The sequence below is a fragment of the Pseudomonas mandelii genome, assembly GCF_024138395.1.
Lineage (GTDB): Bacteria > Pseudomonadota > Gammaproteobacteria > Pseudomonadales > Pseudomonadaceae > Aquipseudomonas > Aquipseudomonas mandelii_E.
This window is the reverse complement of the sequence record NZ_JAMYDU010000006.1, coordinates 143,819-168,484: the sequence shown is the minus strand read 5'-3', so window position 1 is coordinate 168,484 and position 24,666 is coordinate 143,819. Positions and strand designations below refer to the sequence as shown.

The following is a 24,666-nucleotide window of genomic DNA, read 5'->3' as shown; positions in this document are numbered from 1 at the left end:
ACTACCTCAGCCGTTGGGCCCTACTGTCGCAACGATGGTCACTTGCTTGTTGTCAGGGATTTCCTGGTAAGCCAACACATGCAAACCCGGGACTGCCAGTCGGCCGAATCGCGAGAGCATCGCGCGAACCGGACCGGCCACCAGCAGAATCACCGGTTGACCTTGCATTTCCTGACGCTGCGCCGCTTCGATCAACGAGCGTTGCAGTTTCTCTGCCATGCTTGGCTCCAACAGAACACCCTCTTCCGAGCCTTGTCCTGCCTTCTGAAGACTATTGAGCAATATTTGTTCCAACCTTGGTTCCAAGGTGATCACAGGCAGCTCCGACTCAGTGCCTACAATGCTTTGCACGATTGCGCGGGATACGCCGACGCGCACCGCGGCCACCAAAGCGGCAGTATCTTGACTCTTGGCGGCGTTGTTCGCGATGGCTTCGGCAATGCTGCGAATGTCCCGGACCGGCACCTGTTCGGCCAACAACGCCTGTAGGACTTTGAGCAGTTGCGACAGCGAAACCACCCCCGGCACCAGCTCTTCGGCCAGTTTCGGTGAGCTTTTGGCCAGCAATTGCATAAGTTGCTGGACTTCTTCGTGGCCAATCAGCTCGCTGGAGTGCTTGTACAAAATCTGGTTCAAGTGAGTCGCTACGACCGTACTGGCATCGACCACGGTGTAGCCGAGGGATTGCGCCTGGGCACGCTGGCTGATTTCAATCCAGACCGCCTCCAGACCAAAAGCCGGATCTTTGGCGGTGATACCGTTGAGCGTACCGTAGACCTGCCCCGGGTTGATCGCCAGTTCGCGATCCGGATAAATCTCGGCCTCGGCCAGGATTACGCCCATCAGGGTCAGGCGGTAGGCGCTTGGCGCCAGGTCGAGGTTGTCACGGATATGCACTGTCGGCATCAAGAAGCCCAGGTCCTGGGAGAGCTTTTTACGCACACCCTTGATCCGCGCCAGCAACTGACCACCCTGGTTGCGATCCACCAGCGGGATCAGGCGGTAGCCGACTTCCAGACCGATCATGTCGATCGGCGTCACGTCATCCCACCCAAGCTCCTTGGTTTCCTGGGCGCGGGCCGGCGATGGCAGCAATTCCTGCTGACGCTTGACCTCTTGCAGGGCATGGACCTTGACCGCGTTCTGCTTCTTCCAGAACAGGTAAGCGCCACCGGCCGCCACAGCTGCCATGCTCAGAAAGGAGAAGTGCGGCATGCCCGGCACCAGGCCCATCACCGCCATCAAGCCAGCGGCCACTGCCAAGGCTTTCGGCGAAGCGAACATCTGACGATTAATCTGCTTGCCCATGTCTTCCGAACCGGAAGCACGGGTCACCATGATCGCAGCGGCAGTCGACAACAGCAGTGATGGCAATTGCGCCACCAAACCGTCACCGATGGTCAACAAGGCGTACACCCGACCGGCATCGCCAAAGGTCATGCCGTGCTGGAAGATACCGACCGCCATGCCGCCGATCAGGTTGATGAACAGAATCAGCAGGCCGGCGATGGCGTCACCGCGCACGAACTTGCTGGCACCGTCCATCGAACCGTAGAACTCGGCTTCCTGAGCCACTTCCATCCGGCGCAGTTTCGCCTGGTTCTGATCGATGAGGCCGGCGTTCAAGTCAGCGTCGATGGCCATCTGTTTGCCGGGCATCGCATCGAGGGTGAAACGCGCGCTGACCTCGGAAATCCGCCCGGCGCCCTTGGTCACTACGACGAAGTTGATGATCATCAGAATCGCGAAGACCACGATACCAACCACGTAGTTACCGCCGATCACCACTTCACCGAAGGCCTGGATCACCTTACCGGCGGCGGCGTGGCCGTCCTGCCCGTGGAGCATCACCACCCGTGTCGAGGCCACGTTCAGCGCCAATCGCAGCAACGTCGCCACCAGCAAAATGGTCGGGAACACCGCAAAATCCAATGGCCGCAAGGCGTATACGCAGACCAGCAGCACGACGATGGACAAGGCAATGTTGAACGTGAAAAACACGTCCAGCAGGAACGGCGGAATCGGCAACATCATCATGGCCAGCATGACCAGCAGCAACAGCGGCACACCCAGATTGCCCCGACTGAGGTCGGCAACGTTTGTGCGAGCAGTGTTGAATAACTGAGAGCGATCCACCGGTTTTCCCCGTTCCTTTAAAGCAAATCTTTGACGCCCGGAACGGGCGCAGGGCGGGTACTGCAAGAAGCCTTCCAACTTTGCAGAGCGGGGGAATAGAGGGCTGTTCCGGGGATTTGTATCGTCTGTACCGACGCCTTCGCGGGCAAGCGCAAGCCTCGCTCCTACAGTCCCGTGTCGCTCGCGACATATGCGAATGACACGGGACTGTAGGAGCGAGGCTTGCCCGCGAAGAGGCCAGCATTACCAACACGCCAATCAGGAATCGCGGCGCAGATCCGGCGGAATCGGCAAATCATTCTGGAGCGGATCCGGGCGCTTGCCCTTGCCGGCACGGTACTGGCGGATTTGATAGACATAGGCCAATACCTGGGCAACCGCCAGATACAGCCCGCCGGGAATTTCCTGCTCCAGTTCCGTGGAGTAGTAGATTGAACGCGCCAGCGCCGGCGATTCGAGCAGCAGCACATTGTTGGCCACGGCGATTTCGCGAATCTTCAAAGCGAGGAAGTCGCTGCCCTTGGCCAACAGCACCGGCGCATTGCCTTTGTCTGGATCGTACTTGAGGGCTACGGCGTAATGAGTCGGGTTGGTGATGACCACGTCGGCCTCGGGAATGGCCGCCATCATCCGCCGCTGCGACATCTCGCGCTGCAACTGGCGAATGCGCTGTTTGACCTCTGGCTTACCTTCCTGATCCTTGTGCTCGTCGCGCACTTCCTGCTTGGTCATCTTCAGTTTTTTCAGGCTTTCCCAAATCTGCACCGGCACATCCACCGCCGCGATGATGATCAGCCCGCACGCCATCCACAAGGTGCTCCAGCCAACCAGTTGCAGGCTGTGAATGATCGCCATGTCCAAGGGTTCGTGAGCGATGCGCAGCAGATCGTCGATATCCGCCGACAAGACCGCCAACGCTACAAACAACACGATGAAAAACTTCGCCAGGGCCTTGAGCAATTCCACCAGCGCCTTGGCCGAGAACATCCGTTTCAACCCCGCCCCCGGATTCATGCGACTGAACTTGGGGGCCATGGAGCCGGCCGCGAATAGCCAGCCCCCCAGGGAAATCGGACCTATCAGCGCAGCCAGCAGCATGGTGATCATCACCGGCTGAATCGCCAACAGGGCGATCTGCCCCGAGTGCAGCAGGTACGTGCCCATGGAGCGCTGATCCAGAATCACTTCCCGCGAGAGCGAGAAGTTCATGCGCATCAGCTCCATCATGTCCTGCGCCAACGCACCACCGAAAATCAGCAGCGCACCGGCGCCAGCGAGCATGACCGCCAAGGTATTGAGCTCCTTGGAGCGCGCAATCTCGCCCTTCTCACGGGAGTCCTTTTTACGTTTCTCCGTGGGGTCTTCTGTTTTGTCCTGACCGCTTTCGCTCTCAGCCATGACTCAGCGCGCCCGTGCCAGTTCGCGTAACAACTGCAAAGCCTCGGAGGCCAGCGGTTGATACTGATTGAGAATGTCCGCCAGACCGACCCAGACGATGAACAGCCCAAGCACCAGGGTCAGCGGGAAGCCGATCGAGAAGATGTTCAACTGCGGCGCCGCCCGAGTCATCACGCCAAACGCAATGTTGACCACCAGCAACGCCGTGATCGCTGGCAAAACCAGCAACAGTGCCGCACCGAGTACCCAGCCGAGTTTGCCGGCCAATTCCCAGAAATGATGGACCATCAACCCGCCACCGACCGGCAGCGTGGTGAAGCTTTCGGTGAGGACTTCGAACACCACCAAGTGGCCATTCATCGACAGGAACAGCAGGGTCACCAGCATGGTGAAAAACTGCCCGATCACCGCCACCGACACACCGTTCGTAGGGTCGACCATCGAGGCGAAGCCCATGCCCATCTGGATCGCGACAATTTGCCCGGCGACCACAAAAGCCTGGAAGAACAGCTGCAAGGAAAAACCCAACACCGCGCCAATGATGATTTGCTCGGCGATCAGCAGCAGTGCGCTCAGGTCGAGTGCATTGACCGGCGGCATCGGCGGCAGGCCGGGGGCAATCACGAGGGTGATCGCCAGAGCGAAGTACAGACGCACACGCATGGGCACCAGGGTCGTGCCGAAAATCGGCATCACCATCAACAACGAGCCGATGCGAAACAGCGGCAACAGGAACGTCGCCACCCAGGTGCTGATCTGGGTATCGGTCAGCTGCAGCAGCGACATGGTTTAGCCGATGACCTGAGGAATGCTGTGGTACAGCTGGAGAATGTATTCCATGAAAGTCTGCACAAGCCACGGGCCAGCAACGATCAGCGTCACCAGCATCACCAGCAGTCGCGGCAGGAAGCTCAGAGTCTGTTCGTTGATCTGGGTGGCGGCCTGGAACATCGCCACCAACAACCCCACCAGCAAGCTCGGAATCACCAGCACGGCAACCATCATGGTGGTCAGCCACAGCGCTTCGCGAAAGATGTCTACGGCAACTTCCGGCGTCATGGTGAAACGCCGCCGAAGCTGCTCGCCAAGGTACCGATGATCAACGCCCAACCATCCACCAGCACGAACAGCATGATCTTGAACGGCAGGGAAATGATCAGTGGCGAGAGCATCATCATACCCATCGCCATCAGCACACTGGCCACGACCAGGTCGATGATCAGGAACGGAATGAAGATCATGAAGCCGATCTGGAACGCGGTTTTCAGCTCGGAAGTGACGAACGCCGGCACTAGAATCGTCAGCGGCGCCTGATCAGGTGTAGCGATGTCGGTGCGCTTGGACAGGCGCATAAACAACTCCAGATCGCTGCTGCGCGTCTGGGCCAGCATGAAGTCCTTGATCGGCACCTGAGCCTTGGTCACGGCATCCTGAGCGGTGAGTTTCTCCGCCAGATAGGGCTGCAAGGCATCCTGATTCACCCGATCGAACACTGGCGCCATGATGAACATAGTCAGGAACAGCGCCATGCCGGTGAGGATCTGGTTCGACGGTGTCTGCTGCAAGCCCAGGGCCTGACGCAGGATCGAGAACACGATTATGATCCGGGTGAAACTGGTCATCAGCATGACGAACGCCGGGATGAAACTCAGCGCAGTCATGATCAGCAGGATTTGCAGGCTGACCGAGTATTCCTGAGCGCCTTCGGCGTTAGTGCCCAAAGTGATTGCCGGGATCGACAACGGATCGGCGGCAAACGCCAGCGGTGCGGCCAGCATCAGGGCCAGGGTCAAGACGATGCGTAACGCACCCATTACTTCTTATCCTTATGATCCTTGCCGAGCATCCTCAACAGATGCTGAGCAAACTCCGGGGTCGCCTTTTCAGGCCCGCTCGGCACTTGCACCGGCTCCTTGAGCACGTGCAACGCGGTGATGGTGCCGGGGCTCAGGCCGAGCAGAATCTGTTCGTTGCCGACCTGCACCAGCATCAAACGGTCACGGGGACCCAGGGCACGCGAACCGATCAGCTCGATCACCTGCCCCTTGCCGGCCGGCCCAGCCTGTTGGACCCGGCGCAGCAGCCAAGCGAGGAAGAAGATCAACCCCAGCACCAGCACCAAGCCGAATACCAATTGCGTCAATTGCCCAGCCACACCGCTGCTGACGGCCGGCGTAGCAGCCGCTGTCGCAGCCGTCGTTACCGGTTCGGCAGCCAACACGCTGAACGGCAAGGCCAGCGCCAACCCAAGCACAAAACCCAGAACCTTTTTCACTCAGCGCAGCTTCTTGATGCGTTCGCTTGGGCTGATCACGTCGGTCAGGCGAATGCCGAACTTTTCATTGACCACCACCACTTCACCGTGGGCGATGAGCGTGCCGTTGACCAGCACGTCCAGCGGCTCGCCGGCCAGACGATCGAGCTCGATCACCGAACCCTGGTTGAGTTGCAGCAGGTTGCGGATGTTGATATCGGTGCTGCCGACTTCCATGGAAATCGACACCGGGATATCGAGGATCACGTCCAGGTTCGGACCGTCCAGCGTCACCGGATCGTTGTTCCTCGGCACGCTGCCGAACTCTTCCATTGGCAAGCGGTTGGACGACGAACCGCTGGCGTCGGCGGCCAGCAAGGCATCGATATCGTCCTGCCCGGCGTCACCGGTTTCTTCCAGGGCCGCAGCCCACTCATCGGCCAGTGCCTGGTCGTCCTGGGCGTTCATATCGTCGTTCATCATTTGTCCTCGGCGGGCACCTGCTCAATCAAGAGCAGTCAATTAAAGGGGGGAGTTGGAGCGCCGGTCAGCGGCGCTCGATCGGCTCGATCACCTGCAACGCGAGGTTGCCTTTGTGCGAGCCCATCTTGACCTTGAAGGCCGGTACGCCATTGGCGCGCATGATCATTTCTTCCGGCATCTCGACCGGAATAATGTCCCCGGGCTGCATGTGCAAGATGTCGCGAAGACGCAGCTGGCGGCGGGCCACGGTGGCACCGATCGGCACGTCGACGTCCAGTACGTCCTGGCGCAAGGCGTTGATCCAGCGCTCGTCCTGATCGTCGAGGTCCGACTGGAAGCCGGCGTCGAGCATTTCGCGCACCGGCTCGATCATCGAGTACGGCATGGTCACGTGCAGGTCGCCGCCACCGCCATCGAGCTCGATGTGGAACGTCGACACCACAACGGCCTCGCTCGGGCCGACGATGTTGGCCATGGCCGGGTTCACTTCCGAGTTGATGTACTCGAAGTTCACTTCCATGATCGCCTGCCAGGCTTCCTTCAAATCGACGAAGGCCTGTTCCAGCACCATGCGCACCACACGCAGTTCGGTGGGGGTGAATTCACGCCCTTCGATCTTCGCGTGACGGCCGTCGCCGCCAAAGAAGTTGTCCACCAGTTTGAACACCAGCTTGGCGTCGAGGATGAACAACGCGGTGCCGCGCAGCGGTTTGATCTTGACCAGGTTGAGACTGGTCGGCACGTACAGCGAGTGCACGTATTCGCCGAACTTCATCACCTGCACGCCACCGACGGCAACGTCCGCCGAGCGGCGCAACATGTTGAACATGCTGATGCGGGTGTAGCGGGCAAAACGCTCGTTGATCATTTCCAGGGTCGGCATGCGTCCACGGACGATGCGATCCTGGCTGGTCAGGTCGTAGCTTTTGACACTGCCGGGTTCGGCAGCGTTATCGGTCTGTACCAGACCATCGTCGACGCCATGCAACAGCGCATCGATCTCATCCTGGGACAGCAGGTCCTGCACGGCCATGTCGTGTTCCTACTGCAGTACGAAATTAGTGAAAAGCAACTGTTCGATCACCACTTTACCCAGCTCTTTCTGCGCCACTTCCTGGACGCTGGCCGTGGCTTTCTGACGCAACATTTCCTGGCCGACAGGCGTCGCCAGCGTGGTGAAATCCTGACCGGAAAACAGCATGACCAGGTTATTGCGGATCACCGGCATGTGGACTTTGAGCGCGTCCAGATCGGCCTGATTGCGGCCCTGCAGGGTGATACTCACCTGCATGTAGCGCTGGCGGCCGTTCTGGTTGTAGTTGGCCACGAAGGCCGGCGCCATGGGCTCGAAGATCGCCGGCTGCTTGCCGACCACAGCGGTTTCAGCCGCGGGGGCAGGTTTGCTCTGGGCGCTGTGCATGAAGAACCAGGTCGCCCCCACGGACAAGCCGATCGCCAGCAACAGGGCCACGACGATTACAATGATCAGCTTGATTTTGCCTTTGGTTGCGGGGTCTTTCACTGGTGCTGCGTCGCTCTTAGCCATGCCAATAATCCGTCACTATTCGGGTTTTCACAGTCGCACGGCAAGGCAAGAGCAAGTGTTATGCCAGAAGTATCCGAGGGAGAGGGGTCAGGTAACTACAGCAATCTGCAGAACGCCATAAACCACTGTGGGAGCGGGCTTGCCCGCGATGAAGGCCTGACAGTCAATATATTCATCGACTGTTATGCCGCCATCGCGGGCAAGCCCGCTCCCACAGGTTTTATGTGAGTTCGATCAGGCGTAGTAGTCGACGGCGCTGGTGCCTATCACGCTGGTGGTGTTGGCGGCTACTTCAGCGACCGTAGCAGGAAGTTCTTCATCACCAGAGTCGAGGCGACCGCCATTGGCATTGGTACGTCCACCCTGCCGCTGTTGAGCCTGTTCCTGACCCTGCCCCTGCCAGCCACGGGACTGATCGGAAACGTTGACGTCCACCTGACCCATGCCCTGCTGCGCGAACATATCGCGCAGGCGATGCATTTGCCCGTCGAGCGCTTCGCGAACGCTGGGGTGGGCGCTCATGAAGGTCACCTGGGTCTGCTGATCCGGCACCATGCTCACCCGAATATCGAGGCGTCCGAGCTCGGCAGGTTGCAACTGGATGTCGGCCGCCTTGAGGTTGGCGCTGGACAGGTACATGACCCGATTGACCACCTCTTCGGTCCAACCGCTCTGATGCATGGCGATTGGCTGGTTCACCGGCAATGCATTGGCAGTCTTGGGCGTTGCCGCCTGGGTCAGTGCCGCCAGACGGTTGGCGAAATCATCGACGCGAGTATCGCTACTGGCGGACGAGAGATCCTTGAGGCCGCCATCGATCAACCCACTGAAGGCCTTCTCGCCACCCTGACTGGTGCTGTCCTGATCAGCTTGTACATCCAGCATGCTCGCCATGCCCGCAGCAAAGTTTTGTGCCGAAGTCGGCTCGCCGTCGACTTGAGCCGAGGTCGGTGCGGCTTTTGGCTGGGCCTGGCTGGCGGCCGAAACGTGCCCGCCCTGCTCCATGGCCATGCGCACGGCTGGCAGGGCATCGAGAGGGTCGGCTTCGGGGTCGAAATCCGGATCAGCGACCGCTACAACTTGCGCGGCAGCCGCAGTAACGGAGGCCGCGGCAGGGACTTCAACGGATGACTGCACAGCGGCCACCACCGGTGGAGTTTCCGGCGCGGGAACCTGTACAACCGGCGCGACGACCTGCATCAAGACTGGATCGAGGCTCGGGTCCACCGGTGCGGCATCGACGACCGGTATTTCGGCAACCACGGACGCATCGTCCGCGACAGCCTTGTCATCCGTTTGCGCCGGTTTATCGGCGGGCAAGGATTTGCCGCTATCGGCAACCGTCGGTTCCGGGGCGGCAGACTTGTCGTTGACCAGATCTTTTTTGCTGGCGCTGTCCGGCGCTTTGTCGCGTGCGGGTTTAGCCGAGCCGTCCGTCATGGCGGAGGGTTTGTTCTGGGCCTGATTAGCATAGACCTGAGCGAAGCTGGAGGCCTTGTCCCCGGGCTCAGCTGTCAGCGCCGGTGTATTGGCGGATGCGGCTTGAGCCTTGGCCGTGGTGGTGGCCTGAAGAAGCGTGTTTGGGGTAACGGGCATAAAACGGTCTCCGCTGCACTGGGATCGTAGGTACAGTTGAGTAAGTTGTTAGCAAGGGTCGAGCCAGCTTTGTTCGCTGACCGCTAAAAGCGCCGGGCGGCAGTTTTATTCAGCAAGGGAGCGCTGGCGCTCAGCTTCGTAGAGGGGCCGGACAATGGCGAATTCGCCGTCAATTTCTCCGACCAGCGCTTCAATGCCCTCAAGGCTTTTTTGCTTGGCTCGCTGCTCCAGCTCATGGCACAGCTCGGCCAGGCGGGTAGCGCCCATATTGCTGCTGCTGCCTTTGAAGCTGTGCGCAGCGGCGCCCAACTGATCGGCATCGCCAGTTTGCCGCAGCAGACTCAAACGCTCTTCGGAATCGGCGAGAAAGGTATCGAGTAATTCTGGATACCCGTCTTCCATAACTTCCTGCAACGCGCTCAGCACGTCACGGTCCAGATGTGTGTCAGCCACTTGTTCGCTCCTTGATCAAGAATGTTGGGATTGAGCCAGAGCCTCCCAGAAGAACTCCACGTGAGCACTTCGACCATTATCGGTCCAGCGCGCATGATGGCTCAACTGACGGATCAAACTGACGCCACGTCCCGACAGACGGACACCATCGGCAGGACGCTCCATCACCCGCGCCACATCGAATCCCCTGCCGCTGTCTTCGACCCGAATCGCCAAACAACCGCCCTCGCCTTTTGGCGTCACCTGCAAATGCACCCGCACATAACCGTCGCGCAATTCGTCCAGGCGCGCATTGCGCTGCTGATAATAACGCGCAAAACCCGAAGCATCGCGCTTCAGACTCGAATCCAGCCCCAACACGCCATGCTCCAGGGCGTTGGAATAAAGCTCTGCCAACACACTGTAGAGCGCGCCACTCTGAGCCCGCAGGCCATGCACCTCAAGCAGCAACTGTAACAAGTACGGCAGCGGATTGAAGCGTTTAAGCGTGGCGGCACGGAACTCGAAACTCACCGACCAGTCCAGCGGGCTGGACTGGCCGCTGTCAGAGTACACTGGCGCTGGCGGACTCAATTGCGCAGCCTCCAGCAGACTGACCTCGACCATGCTCACGTCATCGCGGGCCTCCCCGCGAAAGTCCCGCAGCGCCTGTTCGATCTCTTCGAACAGCGCATCAGGCTGACGATTGGCTGCAAACACCTGCTCCAATCGCTCTACGCCAAACAATTGTTCATTGGCATCGCAGGTATCGATCACCCCGTCAGACAGCAGAAACACCCGATCCCCGACGGCCATCGGGAACACCTCAGTGCGATCATCGAAGGTTTGCGGGCTCAGCACGCCCAGCGGCAAGTGCCGCGCCGTCAGCACTGTACGTTCGCCGCTGGCAATGCTGTGCAGGTAACCGTCCGGCATCCCGCCGTTCCAGACCTCCACCGATCCTCGCTGAAAACTCAGGCACAGCAGGGTCGCACAGCAGAACATGTCCACTGGCAGGATACGTTTGAGCTTGGCGTTCATCTCGCGCAGGGTTTCGGACAAACCGTAGCCCTTGGCCGTCATGCCGTAGAAGACTTCAGCCAGGGGCATCGCGCCGACGGCGGCAGGCAAACCATGGCCAGTGAAATCGCCCAACAGCACATTCATGTCGCCGGCCGGGGTGAATGCGGCCAATAACAAATCGCCATTGAACAGCGCATAGGGCGATTGCAGGTAACGGATGTTCGGCGCGTTCAGGCAACCGGAATGGGCGACCTTGTCGAACACGGCTTTGGCTACCCGTTGCTCGTTGAGCAGGTAATCGTGGTGCCTGGCGATCAGGTCGCGCTGCTCCAGCACCGTGGCTTGCAAACGTCGCAAACGGTCCATGGCCTTTATCTTGGCGGCGAGGATCACCTGGTTGTAAGGCTTTGCCAGAAAATCGTCGCCCCCGGCCTCCAGACAGCGGGCCAGGGCTTCGCTTTCGGTCAGCGACGTCAAAAAGATGATCGGCACCAGGGTTTCACCGGCCAGCGCCTTGATCTGCCGCGCAGCCTCGAAACCGTCCATCACCGGCATCATGGCGTCCATCAGCACCAGGTGTGGTCGCTGCGAACGGAACGCTTCGACCGCCTCGGCGCCGTTGGCGGCCGTCAGCACTTCATGGCCCTGGCGCCGGACGATAGTCGACAGCAGCAAGCGATCGGCCGCGCTGTCTTCAGCGATCAGTATCGTCAGCGGTTCGAGCGATTGCATGACGATCAACTGATGTCGAACAACTTGTCGAAGTTGGAAATGGCGAGGATTTTCTTCACATCGGAGCTGCTGTTCACGACGCGAATATCGGAATTGTCGCCACCGGCGTGATCACGCAGCAAGAGCAGCATGCCCAGCGCAGAGCTATCGAGATACGTGGCTTTCTTCAGGTCCACCACAATGGACTCGGGTTTATTGTTGAGTCGCTCGTAGGACTCGCGAAACTCCTGATGCCGACCGAAATCGAATCGCCCCTCGATCGAAATCGTCAGCTTTTTCCCATCCTGAGATACTTCTGTAACGACTGACATTTCACGGCTTCCTTGTCATTGGCGAACGTACGTGTAGAAGGTTTAGCACCTGATGGGGGCTGGAGCAAGGCTGAAAAATTTGTACGGTTTGTGAAACCGCCTTCGCTTGTAGGAGCGAGGCTTGCCCGCGAAGAACGATAACGCGGGCCACCTGACTCAATACGGATCCTGACGCGGCAACCGCTGGGACAGCTCGTCCAGCAGCTTCTGCTCGCGCTTGTCTTCCAGTTGCCGCGCCTCATCCTTGTAGCGCTGAACCAGTTTGCGCAAGCCTTCGACCCGGGCAAACGCCTGCTGCCAGGCTTCACGAGACTTGTTCAGGTTGTTTTGATGCCAGTTCAGACTCTGGCGCTGCTGGTCGATGGCCGTGCCCAATTGCGCGAGAAAGCCCTGATAGCCCAGCAGCCACTGGCCCGACACGCCGCTGCTGCCGCGCACGATCCACTGCTCCTGGTATTCCAGACGAAAATTTTCCAGGTCGGCGAGTTTGCTTTCCGCCAGACGGACCTGACCCTGGAAGTGCCCCAAGCGCTGGACGGCGGTTTTCTCGGCCTTTTCAGCCATTTCCACCACGGGTGCCAGACGTGCCGCGCGGCTCTGAGCCATGGCCGGTTAGCCGCCCGGCGCTGGCGCGAAGACCGAAGCGAGATGGTTTTCGCTGGCGCCCATGCTGATGTTGTCGTTCAAGCCCTGGCGCAGGTACATCGTCATGGCCGGTTGCAGATGGATCGCGGCGTCAGTTTCCCGGTCACCGCCGGGCACATAGGCGCCGACGCTGATCAGATCGCGGCTCTGCTGATAGCGCGACCAGTATTGCTTGAACATCTGCGCATGATTCATGTGCTTGATGCCGACCACCGACGGCATCACCCGACTGATGGACGCTTCGATATCGATGGCCGGGTAATGCCCCTCCTCGGCCAGACGCCGGGACAGCACGATGTGCCCATCGAGCACACCCCGCGCCGCGTCGGCGATCGGGTCTTGCTGATCGTCGCCTTCGGACAATACGGTGTAAAACGCCGTGATCGAACCGCCGCCCTTTTCAGCGTTACCGGCCCGTTCCACCAGTTTCGGCAGCTTGGCGAACACCGATGGCGGATAGCCCTTGGTCGCTGGCGGCTCGCCAATAGCCAGGGCGATTTCCCGCTGGGCCTGGGCGAAACGGGTCAGAGAATCCATGAGCAACAGGACATTCTTGCCCTTGTCGCGGAAATATTCGGCGATTCGCGTGCAGTACATGGCCGCGCGCAAACGCATCAGCGGCGCATCGTCCGCCGGCGACGCCACCACCACCGAACGCTTGAGCCCCTCTTCACCGAGGATGTGCTCGATGAATTCTTTAACTTCACGACCCCGCTCACCGATCAGCCCGACCACGATAATGTCGGCCTCGGTGAAGCGAGTCATCATGCCCAACAGCACACTCTTGCCCACGCCAGTACCGGCGAACAGCCCAAGCCGCTGGCCGCGACCGACCGTCAACAAACCGTTAATGCAACGAATGCCCACGTCCAGCGGCTGGCTGATCGGGTCACGCTTGAGCGGGTTGATGGTCGGGCCGTCCATCGGCACCCAGTCTTCGGCTTTCATGCCGCCCTTGCCGTCCAGCGCACGACCGGCGCCATCGAGCACCCGCCCGAGCATGCTCATGCCCATCGGCAAACGACCGGTATCAGCCAGGGGAACCACCCGGGCACCGGGGGCGATGCCGGCGACGCTGCCAACCGGCATCAGAAAAACTTTGCTGCCAGAGAAACCCATGACCTCGGCTTCGACCTGTACCGGGTGATAGCTGTCATCGTTGATGACCATGCAGCGGCTGCCCATGGCGGCGCGCAAGCCTTCGGCTTCGAGGGTCAGGCCGACCATGCGCAGCAGGCGACCTTCGAGGATCGGCGCGCCGGCAAGCTCCGTGGCCTCGGCGTAGCTACCGAGGCGTTTGGCGAAGCTGGTGCGATCAAGGCGCATCGGGATCGTCCAGTGCCGGCTCGATCGGGGCGACCACAGGCTTTTCGTCGATCGGCAGTTCCAGGCTCAGGTCCGGCGCGGCCGGGTGCAGCGCCTGATCGTGCAATTGATCGAACAGCTTGGCCATGACTTGGGTAATACGGGTTTCGATGGTGGCGTCGATGCGACTGTGTTCAGTCTCGACCCGACAGCCGCCCGGCAACAAGGACTCGTCCTCGACGATGCGCCAGGTTTCTTCATGGCGCTCGCGCAGGGCTTTGACCTGTTCGAAATCCTGCGGATTGATGTACAGCCGTACGTTGCCCACGCCCAGCGGCAAGAGCTTGAGCGCTTCACGCATGACGTGTTCGATCTGCGTCGAGTCGATGGCCAGTTCGCGCTGAATCACTTGCTTGGTGATGTGCCGCACAAGGTCGACCAGCGACTTTTCGATTTGCGTGTCCTGCTCGGCAATCGGCTCGAACAGGTTGGCCATCAGCTGTTCCAGGCCGGCGATCTTGGCCGTCAGAGCCACTTCGGCTTCTTGACGAACCTTAAGCGTGGTGCTGTGGAAACCTTCTTTTTCACCAACGGCGAAGCCTTCGTTGTAGGCCTCCTGGCGAATGCTTTCGAGCTCTTCGAGGGTCAGCGGCTGGACTTCTTCCAGCGGCACTTCTTCCATTTCCGGCAGTTCGGGCTCCGGCTCCGGCTCGGGTTCCGGCACAAACGGGTCGAAACTGGGCAGTGACCAGATGTCGAAACCACCGACGTCCTTGGCACGGATCAGGTCGGTATTGGACTCATCATGTTTGGACGACATAGTGACCTTAGATCATCTCTTCGCCGCCCTTCCCGCCGAGAACGATTTCTCCGGCTTCGGCCATACGGCGGGCAATGGTGAGGATTTCTTTCTGCGCGGTTTCCACGTCGCTGACGCGCACCGGGCCTTTGGCCTCGAGGTCGTCGCGCAACAGTTCGGCCGCCCGTTTGGACATGTTCTTGAAGATCTTTTCCTTGACGCCTTCGTCCGAACCCTTGAGGGCCAGCACCAGGACGTCCGAGGACACTTCGCGCAACAGCGCCTGAATGCCGCGGTCGTCGACATCGGACAGGTTGTTGAACACGAACATGAGGTCTTCGATCTGACCGGACAGGTCTTCGTCGACTTCGCGGATCGAATCCATCAACTGACCTTCGATCGAGCTGTCGAGGAAGTTCATGATGTCGGCGGCACGCTTGATGCCACCCAGGGTGGTGCGCGAGGCATTCGAGTTGCCGGAGAACTGCTTTTCGAGAATCTGGTTGAGTTCTTTCAGGGCCGCTGGCTGCACGGTGTTCAATGAAGACACGCGCAGGATGATGTCCAGCCGGACCTTGTGGTCGAAGTTGCCCAGTACTTCACCGGCCTGATCCGGGTCGAGATACGCCACCACGATCGCCTGGATCTGCGGGTGTTCGTAACGGATCACGTCGGCGACGGCGCGCGGCTCCATCCACTTCAGGCTGTCGAGGCCACTGGTGTTGCCGCCCAGCAGGATCCGGTCGATCAGGCCGTTGGCCTTGTCTTCGCCCAGGGCCTGGGTGAGCATTTTGCGCACGTAGTCATCGGAGCCGACACCCAGGCTGGTCTGGTCGCCGACGATGTCGACGAACTCACTCATCACCTGTTCGACCTGCTCGCGGTGCACGTTGCCCATCTGGGCCATCGCCACACCCACACGCTGGACCTCTTTGGGCCCCATGTGGCGCAGCACTTGCGCAGCATCGGTGGAACCGAGGGACAGCAGCAGAATCGCGGCTTTGTCGACCTTGGTCAGTTTGGCGGCAACGGCTCGGTTATCACTCATCTGCGTTAATCCACTCTTTCACGACCTGGGCCACGCGACCCGGATCTTCTGCCACCAGACTCTTGATTGCGTTCAACTGTGCGTCATAGCCCTCGCTCGGGCTCGGCAGCAGGATGCTGGTCGGGCCGCCGAGGCTGACGCGGTCGTTGGCCAGTTCGCCGTCCAGGCCGCCCATGCCACCGAGTTCGACGTCGCTGCCCAGGCCTGCGAGTTGCTTGTCTTTGCCGCCACCGGTGATGTTGTTGAGCACCGGACGCAGCACACCGAACACCAGCACCAAGATGAACAACACACCCAGCACTTGCTTGACGATGTCCCAGAACCACGGCTGGGAGTAGAACGGAATCTCGGCGATCGCTTCACCGCGCTCGGCGGAGAACGGCATGTTGATCACACTGACGCTGTCGCCACGGCTGGCGTCGAAACCGACCGCATCCTGTACCAGGCGAGTGAAGCGCGCCAATTCATCGGCGCTCCACGGCGCACGAGTCGTTTCGCCGTTGGCCGCGTTGACCTTGACCTGGTCATCCACCACCACCGACACCGACAGGCGATTCAAACGGCCCTGCTGTTGTTTGGTGTGGCTGATGGAACGGTCGAGTTCGAAGTTTTTGGTGGATTGTTGACGCTTGTCCGCCGGGTACGGCGCCAGCATTGGCTGGCCGGTGGCCGGGTCCATGATTTGCTGACCGTTGGCATCGAGCAACGGCTGGCCTGGCTGCACCATGCCGGCCGACGCGGTGGCGCCACCGGTGGTTTGCGGCGCCGAGGCTGGCGATGGCGGCTGGTTGCTCAGGGCACCCGGCACACCTTGCGGGCCATTGCTGGCGGTGCGTTGTTCGTTGACCGATTGCTCACTGCGCAACGCCGGCTGATCCGGGTTGAACTGCTCGGAAGTCGACTCGACGGCACTGAAATCCACATCAGCCGAGACTTCGGCTTTATAGCGATCGTTGCCCAACACCGGTTGCAGAATGTTGTGCACACGCTGGGTTAGCATGCTTTCCATGCGACGGCTGTAATCGAATTGCTTGCCGGCCATGGTCAGTTCGGAGTTTTCCGCCTGATCCGACAGCAGGTTGCCCTTCTGATCGACCACGGTGATCTGCGATTTGCTTAGCTCGGGAACGCTGGTCGCCACCAGATTGATGATGGCGACGACCTGACCCGGCTCCAGCGAGCGACCGGAATACAGCTCAACCAGAACCGAAGCGCTGGGCTTGCGTTCATCACGCACGAACACCGAACTTTTCGGAATCGCCAAGTGCACACGGGCACCCTTGACGTTGTTCAGGCTGGAAATGGTCCGGGCCAGTTCGCCTTCCAGGCCGCGACGATAGCGGGTCGCTTCCATGAACTGGCTGGTACCCAGCCCCTGCTCCTTGTCGAGGATCTCGAAACCGATGTTGCCGTCGCTGGGAGTGACACCAGCGCCCGCGAGCTTGAGCCGCGCACGAGACAGGTCATCGGCCTTGACCAGCAAGGCACCTGAGTTCGGTTCAACGGTATAGGGAATGTCGGCTGCGGCCAGGGTTTCCATGACCTGCTTGGCGTCCAGACCGGCAAGGCTGCCGTACAGAGGCCGGTAGTCTGGCTGCTGGGACCACAACACCACGGCAAAGCCAATCGCCACGCTCGCAGCCAGGCCGACCAACAGGCCCACCTGACGCAACATGGTCATCTCGGAGAGGTTTTCCAGGAAGGACAACCCGAACAGCGGCGGTTTGCCGTCTACTGGTGTGGCCTTGGCCGGAACATTATCGGCGATTGCTTCTGCCATGACTCAATCTCGTCCTTAAACCGGCATCTGCATGATGTCTTGGTAAGCCTGAACCAGCTTGTTACGCACTTGGGTCAGTGCCTGAAAAGACACGCTGGCCTTCTGTGAGGAAATCATCACGTCCGTCAGGTCGACGCCGCTTTTACCGATCTCGAAGGCACTGGCCAACTGACTGGACGCCTGCTGGGTGTCGTTCACTTTATTGACGGCCTGACCGAGCATGTCGGAAAAGCTGCTGCCACCCAATTCAGGGACTGCGGCAGTCGATTTCGGCGCAGACATCGCATCCATTTGCATGGAGCGCATGTCCAGCATCAACCGATTGAATTCAATACCTTGGCTCATGGTTTCTCTCTTTGACGAAGCTACGTCTTTGGCTACCCGCAATTTTTTGACACTCACTCGGCGGGTAGTGAGGTGTTAGCAACAAGGGTGCCAGCTCTGTGACCGCTCTAAACAAAAGCTCTCCTGTGCTTTTTTTACGCCCCATCACGTGGCGAACAAGTGCGCTTCCACGTCCATCCCGGCGTCGCGCATTTGCGCCAGCTTGTAGCGCAAGGTGCGCGGGCTGATGCCCAGTCGCTCGGCAGCTTCTTTGCGACGGCCGCGCTCGGAGCGCAAGGTGTCGATGATCATCTGGAATTCACGGCGCCGCAGGTCATCGCCGAGGGCACCCGCTGATTCGGCTTCGACTTCTACTGCGCCCACAGGCATCGACACCAATGCCGGCAACGGTGCACACGCCACAGGCCCGGCCAGGCAGAAATCCCGGGGCTGGATCAAACCGCCCTGCTGCAGAATCAAGGCACGCTGGATCGCGTTATCCAGCTCACGCACGTTGCCTGGCCACGGGTAACCGATCAGGCATGCTTGCGCCTCGGGCGAGAGCTTCGCCGCGGCATGTTTCATTTTATTGACGTGTTTGGCCAGCAGTCGCTCGGCCAGCGGCAGGATGTCGGCGGTGCGCTCGCGCAACGGACGCCAGGCCAGCGGGAACACCGACAGGCGATAGTAAAGGTCTTCGCGAAAACGCCCCGCCGCCACTTCACCGGCCAAGTCACGGTTGGTGGTGGCGACCACTCGGATATCCAGCGTGATCGGCTTGCGTGCACCGACTCGCTCAACTTCGCGCTCCTGCAATACGCGCAGTAATTTGGCTTGAAGACCAAGGGGCATTTCGGAGATTTCATCGAGCAGGATCGTGCCGCCATCGGCCTGTTCGAACTTGCCGGCCTGGGCCGCGATGGCGCCGGTGAACGAACCCTTTTCGTGACCGAACAAGGTGGCTTCAAGCATGTTGTCCGGGATCGCTGCGCAGTTGATCGCAATGAATGGCTGACTGGCGCGATGAGAATGCTGATGGATGTAACGCGCCAGCACTTCCTTGCCGGTCCCGGACTCACCGGAGATCAACACCGTGGAGTCACTGCGCGCCACTCGCGCGGCCAATTCCAGCAATTGCGCACTGGCCGGCTCGAATGCCACAGGCCCCTCGCTCTCGGTCGCACCGAGATTGCCGAGTGCGTGACGCGCTACCAGATCGAGCAAGGCTTTAGGCTCGAACGGCTTGACCAGATAATCCGCCGCGCCCTGACGCATGGCGTCGACCGCGCGCTCGACAGCGCCGTGAGCGGTCATCAGCAACACTGGCAACTGCGGCTGACGAGCCCGCAGCAATCCCAGCAGCTGATGACCGTCCATGCCCGGCATGTTGACGTCGCTGAGTACCAGGTTAAATGCCTCGGCGCCGACCGCAACCAGCGCCTCTTCCGCCGAACCGACGGCCCTGTAATCGTGCCCTGCAAGTAATAGCGTATCGGCCAATGCTTCGCGTAGCGCGCGGTCATCCTCGACCAGTAAAACCTTGATGGCCATGTCCTTCACTTCGCTCCCTGAGCGCTGGGTTGTTCAGCAGAAAAAAGCGGCAAGATCACTTGCGCACACGTGCCGCGACCCGGCCGCGAGCGCAACTGCAATTCTCCCTGATGGGCGCGGGCCACTGCCTTGACCACGGTCAGGCCCAGGCCGGTGCCGGTGGTTTTGGTGGTGAAAAACGGCTCACCCAAACGCGCCAGCACCTTCGTGTCGATACCACTGCCGCTGTCGCTGACGCAGAGGCGCAGGTTGTTGCCGCGGGTATACAGGTGAACTTTCAAACGGACATCGCCGGCGCTGGCCTGAATGGCGTTCTCGATCAGATTGAGAATCGCCCCGACCAAGGTGTCGCGATTGCACAACAACTCACCGACATGACTGTCGCACTGCCAGCGAATCGGCAAGTCCTGAACGTGGGTCAGCGCTGCCGCTTGCAGCGATTGCATCAGCCACTTGGGGGTCACGCGATCAGTCAACGGCAGCTCGCCGCGAGCGAACACCAGCATGTCGCGAACCTGGTGTTCCAACTCATGCAGACGCTCTTTCAGGCGCCCGGCAAAACGTTGCTGGGTCTCGACCGGCAACGCCTGCTCAGTCAAATGACTGGCATAGAGCAAGGCTGCAGACAACGGCGTGCGAATCTGATGAGCCAACGACGCGACCATGCGACCGAGAGACGACAGGCGCTCATGACGAGCCAGTTGATCTTGCAGATGGCGGGTTTCAGTCAGGTCGTTGAGCAGCACCAATTGACCGGGCTCGGCATCCAGCGAGCGCGTGGCGATCGATAGACGTCGACCATCCTTGAGGGAGATTTCGTGACCGTCGTCTTCGCGCGGAGCAAAGCATCGGGCAATCACATGACGCCACAGCTCGCCTTCAAGGGGCAGGCCGAGCAGTTCACTGGCAGCGGGATTGGCTTCGCGCACGATGCCTTGGGCGTCGATCACGATGACGCCGCCAGGCAACAGATCGAGGAGATTTTGCAGACGGTTGGCCAGGCGTTCTTTTTCCGCCAGCTCCTGCATGCGCTGAGCACTGACCACCGCCAGCTCGCCCTTGAGCTCGGTGACCCGGGCTTCGAGCATGCTGTAGGAATCGGTCAATTGGCTCGACATCTGGCTGAACAGCGCAAACGCCTGCTCAAGGCCAAGCCGGCTTGCCTGCTCTACGGACGACGGTTGCCCCGAAGCATCTGGGACAGGAGACATCTGGGCGGCTGGGGGCATCGTGCTCTCTCGCGTGGTTGACCGTCAGTTAAACGGAACGTTGCGAGGGATGTAGCAATACCCGTGCCTAAAAAAAACCGCCTATAAATGAAGGAGTTGAAAAACAGGCGTCAATCATCCGCCTGTTCATCACCGTCACGACGACTCATGCCGTACTTGCGCATCTTTTCCACCAGCGTGGTGCGACGAATCCGCAGCCGTTCAGCCGCCCGCGCCACGATGCCATTGGCATCATCCAGCGCCTGCTGAATCAGCCCTTGTTCCAGACCACCGAGGTAGTCCTTCAGGTCCAGGCCTTCCGGCGGCAGCAGCGCATTGGCGGTGAAGTCCGGGGTATGACCGTTGATGGCCACCCGCTCTTCAAGATCGCTGCGCAGGCTGTCGACCAGTTGCTCGTCTTCGTCATCGACGTAGCGGAATTTCTTCGGCAACTCGACCACGCCGATCACCCCGTACGGGTGCATGATCGCCATGCGCTCCACCAGGTTGGCCAGCTCACGAACGTTGCCCGGCCAGCCGTGACGGCACAGCGACATGATCGCCGCCGAGTTGAAACGGATCGAACCGCGCTTCTCGTGCTCCATGCGCGAGATCAACTCGTTCATCAGCAGCGGAATGTCTTCGACGCGTTCGCGCAATGGCGCCATCTCGATCGGGAACACATTCAAGCGATAGTAGAGGTCTTCGCGGAAGGTGCCGATCTCGATCATGCTTTCGAGATTCTTGTGGGTCGCTGCAATGATCCGCACATCGACGCTTTGGGTCTTGTTGCTGCCCACGCGCTCAAAAGTGCGCTCCTGCAACACACGCAACAGCTTGACCTGCATCGGCAGCGGCATGTCGCCGATTTCGTCGAGGAACAGGGTACCGCCGTTGGCCAGCTCGAAACGCCCGGCGCGACTGGTGATCGCTCCGGTGAAGGCACCCTTCTCGTGGCCGAACAATTCGCTTTCCAGCAACTCGGCCGGGATAGCGCCGCAGTTGACCGGCACGAACGGCGCGTCACGACGCTTGGAGTGGTAGTGCAGGTTACGCGCGACCACTTCCTTGCCGGTCCCGGACTCACCGAGGATCAGCACGCTGGCATCGGTATCGGCGACTTGCTGCATCATCTGCCGGACGTGTTGAATCGCCCGGCTGGTGCCGACGAGACTGCGGAAAAGATTGGGTTCACGGTGACGACCGCGCTCACGCGCCTGGTCATACATTTCGCGATAGACCTGGGCCCGGTGCAACGAGTCGAGCAATTTGCTGTAGCTGGGTGGCATTTCGAGAGTCGAAAGCACCCGGCGACGCTGGTCTTCCGGCAAGTCAATGGAAGAATTATCGCCCATTAACAAAACCGGAAGGAACTCATCCCAGGTTGAGAGTGTCTTTAACAGGCCCAAAAGTGCACCAGGAGCATTTACCGTCCCGATGAGGACACAGATTACTTCACGACTTGATGACAAAGAGCCGACCGCCTGCTGCCAGTCATGGCTGCCACAGGGTAAATTTTCTTCGCCAAGAAAATTTAAAATCACCGCCAAGTCGCGGCGGCGGACGCTATCGTCATCAATCAGCAGAATTTTGGTTTCACGCCACATGCAATAGCAACTTCCCTAGTCAACTCAATGCCCAAAATGAGGGGCAAGCTAGACGCTTGCAGACACGTTATGCCTGTAGACGCCTGAAATCTGGAACCAGCCACTAGTTAAGTCAAAAAACCGTGCACAGTCAAATTTATGGCGCACTATGTTTGGATTAACTGAGGGTTAACTAACCAAACAGATGGTAAACCTTTGCCGCGTTCTGCGCTTGGTGGATCTGCGACATCTCGTCGACTATCGCTTGCCTCTCCCCCGTCGCCGCCTCCAGAAGCTGTTTATACACCCCCAGCAACTCCTCAAGGTTGTCACGCAACGCGGCCTCGTCCACCGAAGCTTCACTCAAAACGTCTTCCATGCAGGAACGGCAAGCCAGGTCCAATTCACCAATGGCTTCCCAGTTGCGCTCGGCCAATGCACCGACGAGGGCATCGCGGGTTTGTTCGATTCGCTGCAAGACAAGACTCATGGTGATCTCCTTAAAACTGCGGACCCGGTGCGGCAATGGCATCCCAACCGTCTTTGACCGTGCGAAGCAGGTCGGCGACTTCGTCGAGAATTTTTGGATCGGTCTTGAGATTGGCTTCAGCCAGACGCTTCATCATGTAGGTGTAGAGGTTATCGAGCTCAGTCACCGAGTCAGCCTGGTTTTCCAGATCCAGACCTTCACGCAGGCCACCGATAATGCCGATGGCCTTGCCGATCAGAACGCCTCTGTTGGCGACATCCTTGCGCTCCATGGCCCCTTTGGCCTGAGCGATGCGATCCAGACCGCCCTCCATAAGCATTTGCACCAGACGATGAGGACTGGCCTCGGAAGTCTGGGCTTGCGCACCAATCTTCTGATACTGCCGAAGGGCTAACATCGGGTTCATGCTGTACCTCATCCAAACTCTGTGATTCGTATAGCCAGTGTATCGACATGGCGTCAAAAATCTTTAGACCAAACCAAAAAAAGCCCGACAAGCGGAATCCGCTGTCGGGCTTTTGGCGTTTATGCGTTAAGAGGCGTTTTTCTGCGCGTTCATTGCCTCAAACATCGAGGTGATGTTGCTGGCAGTTGCCTTGAGTTTGCCGACCAGAGAGTCCATGTCGTTGTACTTCTTGGTCAACACCGCCGTCAGCGTCTCGATACGGCGATCCAGGGCTGCCTGCTGGTTGGCTAGATTCGACTTGGCCTTGGCCAGGCTGGTCGAACGCGCGTCGAGAATACCCTCGCTACCCGTGACCGTGTAAGGGGTAAGGGCATCGCTCATGCGCGTCAACAAGCCCTTGGCGGCATCGCCAGTCGCCGTCGGATCACCCAGGAATAGCTTCTGAACCTCACCACCGAGCTTTTGGGTATCCATCGCGGTCGTGAACTTGGTGCTATCGAAATCCAGCGCACCGGTTTTCTGATTGGTGGTAATGCCCAGTTGCGACAGAACAGTGAGCTTGTCACCTGCACCGGTCGTGACCAACGGCTGACGAATGGACGCCAGAATGCCGCGCGCCAACGGATCACCGGTCAGTGCAGCAGGAATGGTCGGTTTGCCATCATCGTCCAGGGAAGGCTTGGTCAGCGCATTAACACTGGTTACAACCTGGTTATAAGCGTCAACGAATGCTTGAATGGATTTTTTCAGGCCATCACTGTTCGGGCCGACTGTCACCGTCGTGGTTACATCACCACCAGCGACCAGATTCAGGGTCAAGCCGGAAATGGCCGCGTCAACCTTGTTGCTTTTGCTGGTCAGCGCAAGCCCGTCCACGGTGAACTTGGCATCCACCGCGAATTCACCGATGGCACCCGCCGAAGCAGCTGTCGGTGTTGCACCCATCTGTTGGCCGGCATTGATCTCCAGACCAGCAATACCGCTAAGGGTGATATCGGAACCGGCACCGGTCACCGTGGAACCCAACACCAGGCGCGAGCCAAACGAGTCGGTCACGATGTTGGCACTGAAGCCGTTGGCGCCCTGCTGGGTGTTTATCGCATCCCGAACCGACTGCAATGTCGCGCCCGCCGGAATGGTTACAGAACTGGAAACGCCGTTTTGCGTGATATTGAGCGTGCCGCTAGCAATGGCACTGCTGGTACCGCCGGCAAAGGCTGCGGTAGCCACTTTGGAGGAGGTCGCAAGGTTAGTGACCTTGACCACGTAAGTGCCGTTGACGGCCGTGTTGCTGGCCACAGCGGTCAATACTTTCGCGTCAGCGGAGGTGGCGTTGTAGCCCAGGAATTGTGGAGTTTGCGTATTGCCCAGATTCTTGATTGCAGTCTGGAAGTTCGCCAGGACACTTTTGAGGGAACCAATACCGGAAATCTGCGCGGTGTTGGTGGTCGTCTGACGGTCGATCTGGTTCTGCTTGGCTGCCTTGTCAGCATTGACCAAGGCTTTGACAATAGCACCGGTATCAAGGCCAGAGCCTAAACCCGTGCCCGGTAGAATTGGACTTGCCATGTATATCTCCCTTCAGTGTGTCGCCGGCCTTTTGACCACTACAA

The 24,666-nt window shown here is 59.6% G+C and carries 26 protein-coding genes; 1 reads left to right on the top strand and 25 read right to left on the bottom strand.

Annotated features, from left to right (window positions below; genetic code table 11):
* Nucleotides 1-6: 6 nt before the first annotated feature.
* From flhA to fliL, 9 genes are all read right to left on the bottom strand, one after another.
* Nucleotides 7-2,136 carry a flagellar biosynthesis protein FlhA gene (gene flhA, locus NHU87_RS12830; protein WP_253548830.1) on the bottom strand — a complete coding sequence of 710 codons (2,130 nt, stop codon included), beginning with the start codon at nucleotides 2,134-2,136 and terminating at the stop codon, nucleotides 7-9.
* Nucleotides 2,137-2,394: 258 nt separating this feature from the next.
* Entirely contained in the window at nucleotides 2,395-3,534 is a 1,140-nt protein-coding gene (gene flhB / locus NHU87_RS12825; protein WP_253548828.1) for a flagellar biosynthesis protein FlhB, read from the bottom strand.
* Between the two features lie 3 nt (nucleotides 3,535-3,537).
* Entirely contained in the window at nucleotides 3,538-4,320 is a 783-nt protein-coding gene (gene fliR / locus NHU87_RS12820; RefSeq protein ID WP_253548826.1) for a flagellar biosynthetic protein FliR, read from the bottom strand.
* Nucleotides 4,321-4,323: 3 nt separating this feature from the next.
* The gene (gene fliQ, locus NHU87_RS12815) at nucleotides 4,324-4,593 is read right to left on the bottom strand and encodes a flagellar biosynthesis protein FliQ (RefSeq protein WP_007938648.1); all 270 of its coding nucleotides are present in this window, start codon (nucleotides 4,591-4,593) and stop codon (nucleotides 4,324-4,326) included.
* Nucleotides 4,590-5,348: a flagellar type III secretion system pore protein FliP gene (gene fliP / locus NHU87_RS12810; RefSeq protein ID WP_253548824.1), complete on the bottom strand. Its 759-nt coding sequence runs from the start codon at nucleotides 5,346-5,348 to the stop codon at nucleotides 4,590-4,592. The genes fliQ and fliP overlap by 4 nt, the downstream gene beginning before the upstream one ends.
* Nucleotides 5,348-5,809: a flagellar biosynthetic protein FliO gene (gene fliO, locus NHU87_RS12805; protein ID WP_253548821.1), complete on the bottom strand. Its 462-nt coding sequence runs from the start codon at nucleotides 5,807-5,809 to the stop codon at nucleotides 5,348-5,350. Before fliO ends, fliP begins: the two co-directional genes overlap by 1 nt.
* Complete coding sequence (gene fliN / locus NHU87_RS12800; RefSeq protein ID WP_095634473.1) at nucleotides 5,810-6,268, bottom strand: flagellar motor switch protein FliN; 459 nt, start codon at nucleotides 6,266-6,268, stop codon at nucleotides 5,810-5,812.
* 67 nt (nucleotides 6,269-6,335) lie between these two features.
* Entirely contained in the window at nucleotides 6,336-7,304 is a 969-nt protein-coding gene (fliM, locus tag NHU87_RS12795; protein ID WP_008072629.1) for a flagellar motor switch protein FliM, read from the bottom strand.
* A 9-nt stretch (nucleotides 7,305-7,313) separates the two neighbouring features.
* The gene (fliL, locus tag NHU87_RS12790) at nucleotides 7,314-7,817 is read right to left on the bottom strand and encodes a flagellar basal body-associated protein FliL (RefSeq protein WP_253548820.1); all 504 of its coding nucleotides are present in this window, start codon (nucleotides 7,815-7,817) and stop codon (nucleotides 7,314-7,316) included.
* A 60-nt stretch (nucleotides 7,818-7,877) separates the two neighbouring features.
* Here fliL and NHU87_RS12785 point away from each other — a divergent pair, with 60 nt between their 5' ends.
* On the top strand, nucleotides 7,878-8,045 hold the full coding sequence (locus tag NHU87_RS12785) for a hypothetical protein (RefSeq protein WP_253548818.1): 168 nt from the start codon (nucleotides 7,878-7,880) through the stop codon (nucleotides 8,043-8,045).
* A 6-nt stretch (nucleotides 8,046-8,051) separates the two neighbouring features.
* Here the strand turns inward: NHU87_RS12785 and NHU87_RS12780 are convergent, their stop codons facing one another.
* The 16 genes from NHU87_RS12780 to fliD all read right to left on the bottom strand — a co-directional run bounded on the left by NHU87_RS12780 (nucleotide 8,052) and on the right by fliD (nucleotide 24,622).
* Nucleotides 8,052-9,413 (bottom strand): flagellar hook-length control protein FliK, encoded by a 1,362-nt coding sequence (locus tag NHU87_RS12780; RefSeq protein ID WP_253548816.1) that lies wholly within the window; start codon nucleotides 9,411-9,413, stop codon nucleotides 8,052-8,054.
* Nucleotides 9,414-9,518: 105 nt separating this feature from the next.
* Nucleotides 9,519-9,866 carry an Hpt domain-containing protein gene (locus tag NHU87_RS12775; protein WP_253548814.1) on the bottom strand — a complete coding sequence of 116 codons (348 nt, stop codon included), beginning with the start codon at nucleotides 9,864-9,866 and terminating at the stop codon, nucleotides 9,519-9,521.
* A 15-nt stretch (nucleotides 9,867-9,881) separates the two neighbouring features.
* Complete coding sequence (locus NHU87_RS12770; RefSeq protein WP_253548812.1) at nucleotides 9,882-11,600, bottom strand: fused response regulator/phosphatase; 1,719 nt, start codon at nucleotides 11,598-11,600, stop codon at nucleotides 9,882-9,884.
* Nucleotides 11,601-11,605: 5 nt separating this feature from the next.
* Nucleotides 11,606-11,911 (bottom strand): STAS domain-containing protein, encoded by a 306-nt coding sequence (locus NHU87_RS12765; protein WP_253548810.1) that lies wholly within the window; start codon nucleotides 11,909-11,911, stop codon nucleotides 11,606-11,608.
* Nucleotides 11,912-12,067: 156 nt separating this feature from the next.
* Nucleotides 12,068-12,517 carry a flagellar export protein FliJ gene (gene fliJ / locus NHU87_RS12760; protein WP_253548808.1) on the bottom strand — a complete coding sequence of 150 codons (450 nt, stop codon included), beginning with the start codon at nucleotides 12,515-12,517 and terminating at the stop codon, nucleotides 12,068-12,070.
* A gap of 6 nt (nucleotides 12,518-12,523) precedes the next feature.
* The gene (fliI, locus tag NHU87_RS12755) at nucleotides 12,524-13,882 is read right to left on the bottom strand and encodes a flagellar protein export ATPase FliI (protein ID WP_253548806.1); all 1,359 of its coding nucleotides are present in this window, start codon (nucleotides 13,880-13,882) and stop codon (nucleotides 12,524-12,526) included.
* Nucleotides 13,872-14,681 (bottom strand): flagellar assembly protein FliH, encoded by an 810-nt coding sequence (gene fliH, locus NHU87_RS12750; RefSeq protein ID WP_253548804.1) that lies wholly within the window; start codon nucleotides 14,679-14,681, stop codon nucleotides 13,872-13,874. The genes fliI and fliH overlap by 11 nt, the downstream gene beginning before the upstream one ends.
* A gap of 7 nt (nucleotides 14,682-14,688) precedes the next feature.
* Nucleotides 14,689-15,708 carry a flagellar motor switch protein FliG gene (fliG, locus tag NHU87_RS12745; protein ID WP_007894195.1) on the bottom strand — a complete coding sequence of 340 codons (1,020 nt, stop codon included), beginning with the start codon at nucleotides 15,706-15,708 and terminating at the stop codon, nucleotides 14,689-14,691.
* On the bottom strand, nucleotides 15,701-17,488 hold the full coding sequence (gene fliF / locus NHU87_RS12740; protein ID WP_253548802.1) for a flagellar basal-body MS-ring/collar protein FliF: 1,788 nt from the start codon (nucleotides 17,486-17,488) through the stop codon (nucleotides 15,701-15,703). The genes fliG and fliF overlap by 8 nt, the downstream gene beginning before the upstream one ends.
* Nucleotides 17,489-17,503: 15 nt before the next feature.
* Nucleotides 17,504-17,833 (bottom strand): flagellar hook-basal body complex protein FliE, encoded by a 330-nt coding sequence (gene fliE / locus NHU87_RS12735; protein ID WP_010456962.1) that lies wholly within the window; start codon nucleotides 17,831-17,833, stop codon nucleotides 17,504-17,506.
* 144 nt (nucleotides 17,834-17,977) lie between these two features.
* Entirely contained in the window at nucleotides 17,978-19,363 is a 1,386-nt protein-coding gene (locus tag NHU87_RS12730) for a sigma-54-dependent transcriptional regulator (protein WP_253548800.1), read from the bottom strand.
* A 5-nt stretch (nucleotides 19,364-19,368) separates the two neighbouring features.
* Nucleotides 19,369-20,574, bottom strand: a complete 1,206-nt coding sequence (locus NHU87_RS12725) for a sensor histidine kinase (RefSeq protein WP_253548798.1) — start codon at nucleotides 20,572-20,574, stop codon at nucleotides 19,369-19,371.
* A gap of 128 nt (nucleotides 20,575-20,702) precedes the next feature.
* Nucleotides 20,703-22,178 (bottom strand): sigma-54 dependent transcriptional regulator, encoded by a 1,476-nt coding sequence (locus NHU87_RS12720; RefSeq protein WP_007894189.1) that lies wholly within the window; start codon nucleotides 22,176-22,178, stop codon nucleotides 20,703-20,705.
* A 172-nt stretch (nucleotides 22,179-22,350) separates the two neighbouring features.
* Nucleotides 22,351-22,647 carry a hypothetical protein gene (locus tag NHU87_RS12715; protein WP_052966715.1) on the bottom strand — a complete coding sequence of 99 codons (297 nt, stop codon included), beginning with the start codon at nucleotides 22,645-22,647 and terminating at the stop codon, nucleotides 22,351-22,353.
* A gap of 10 nt (nucleotides 22,648-22,657) precedes the next feature.
* On the bottom strand, nucleotides 22,658-23,053 hold the full coding sequence (gene fliS, locus NHU87_RS12710) for a flagellar export chaperone FliS (protein WP_052966716.1): 396 nt from the start codon (nucleotides 23,051-23,053) through the stop codon (nucleotides 22,658-22,660).
* A 126-nt stretch (nucleotides 23,054-23,179) separates the two neighbouring features.
* The gene (gene fliD / locus NHU87_RS12705) at nucleotides 23,180-24,622 is read right to left on the bottom strand and encodes a flagellar filament capping protein FliD (RefSeq protein WP_253548796.1); all 1,443 of its coding nucleotides are present in this window, start codon (nucleotides 24,620-24,622) and stop codon (nucleotides 23,180-23,182) included.
* Between the last annotated feature and the right edge of the window lie 44 nt (nucleotides 24,623-24,666).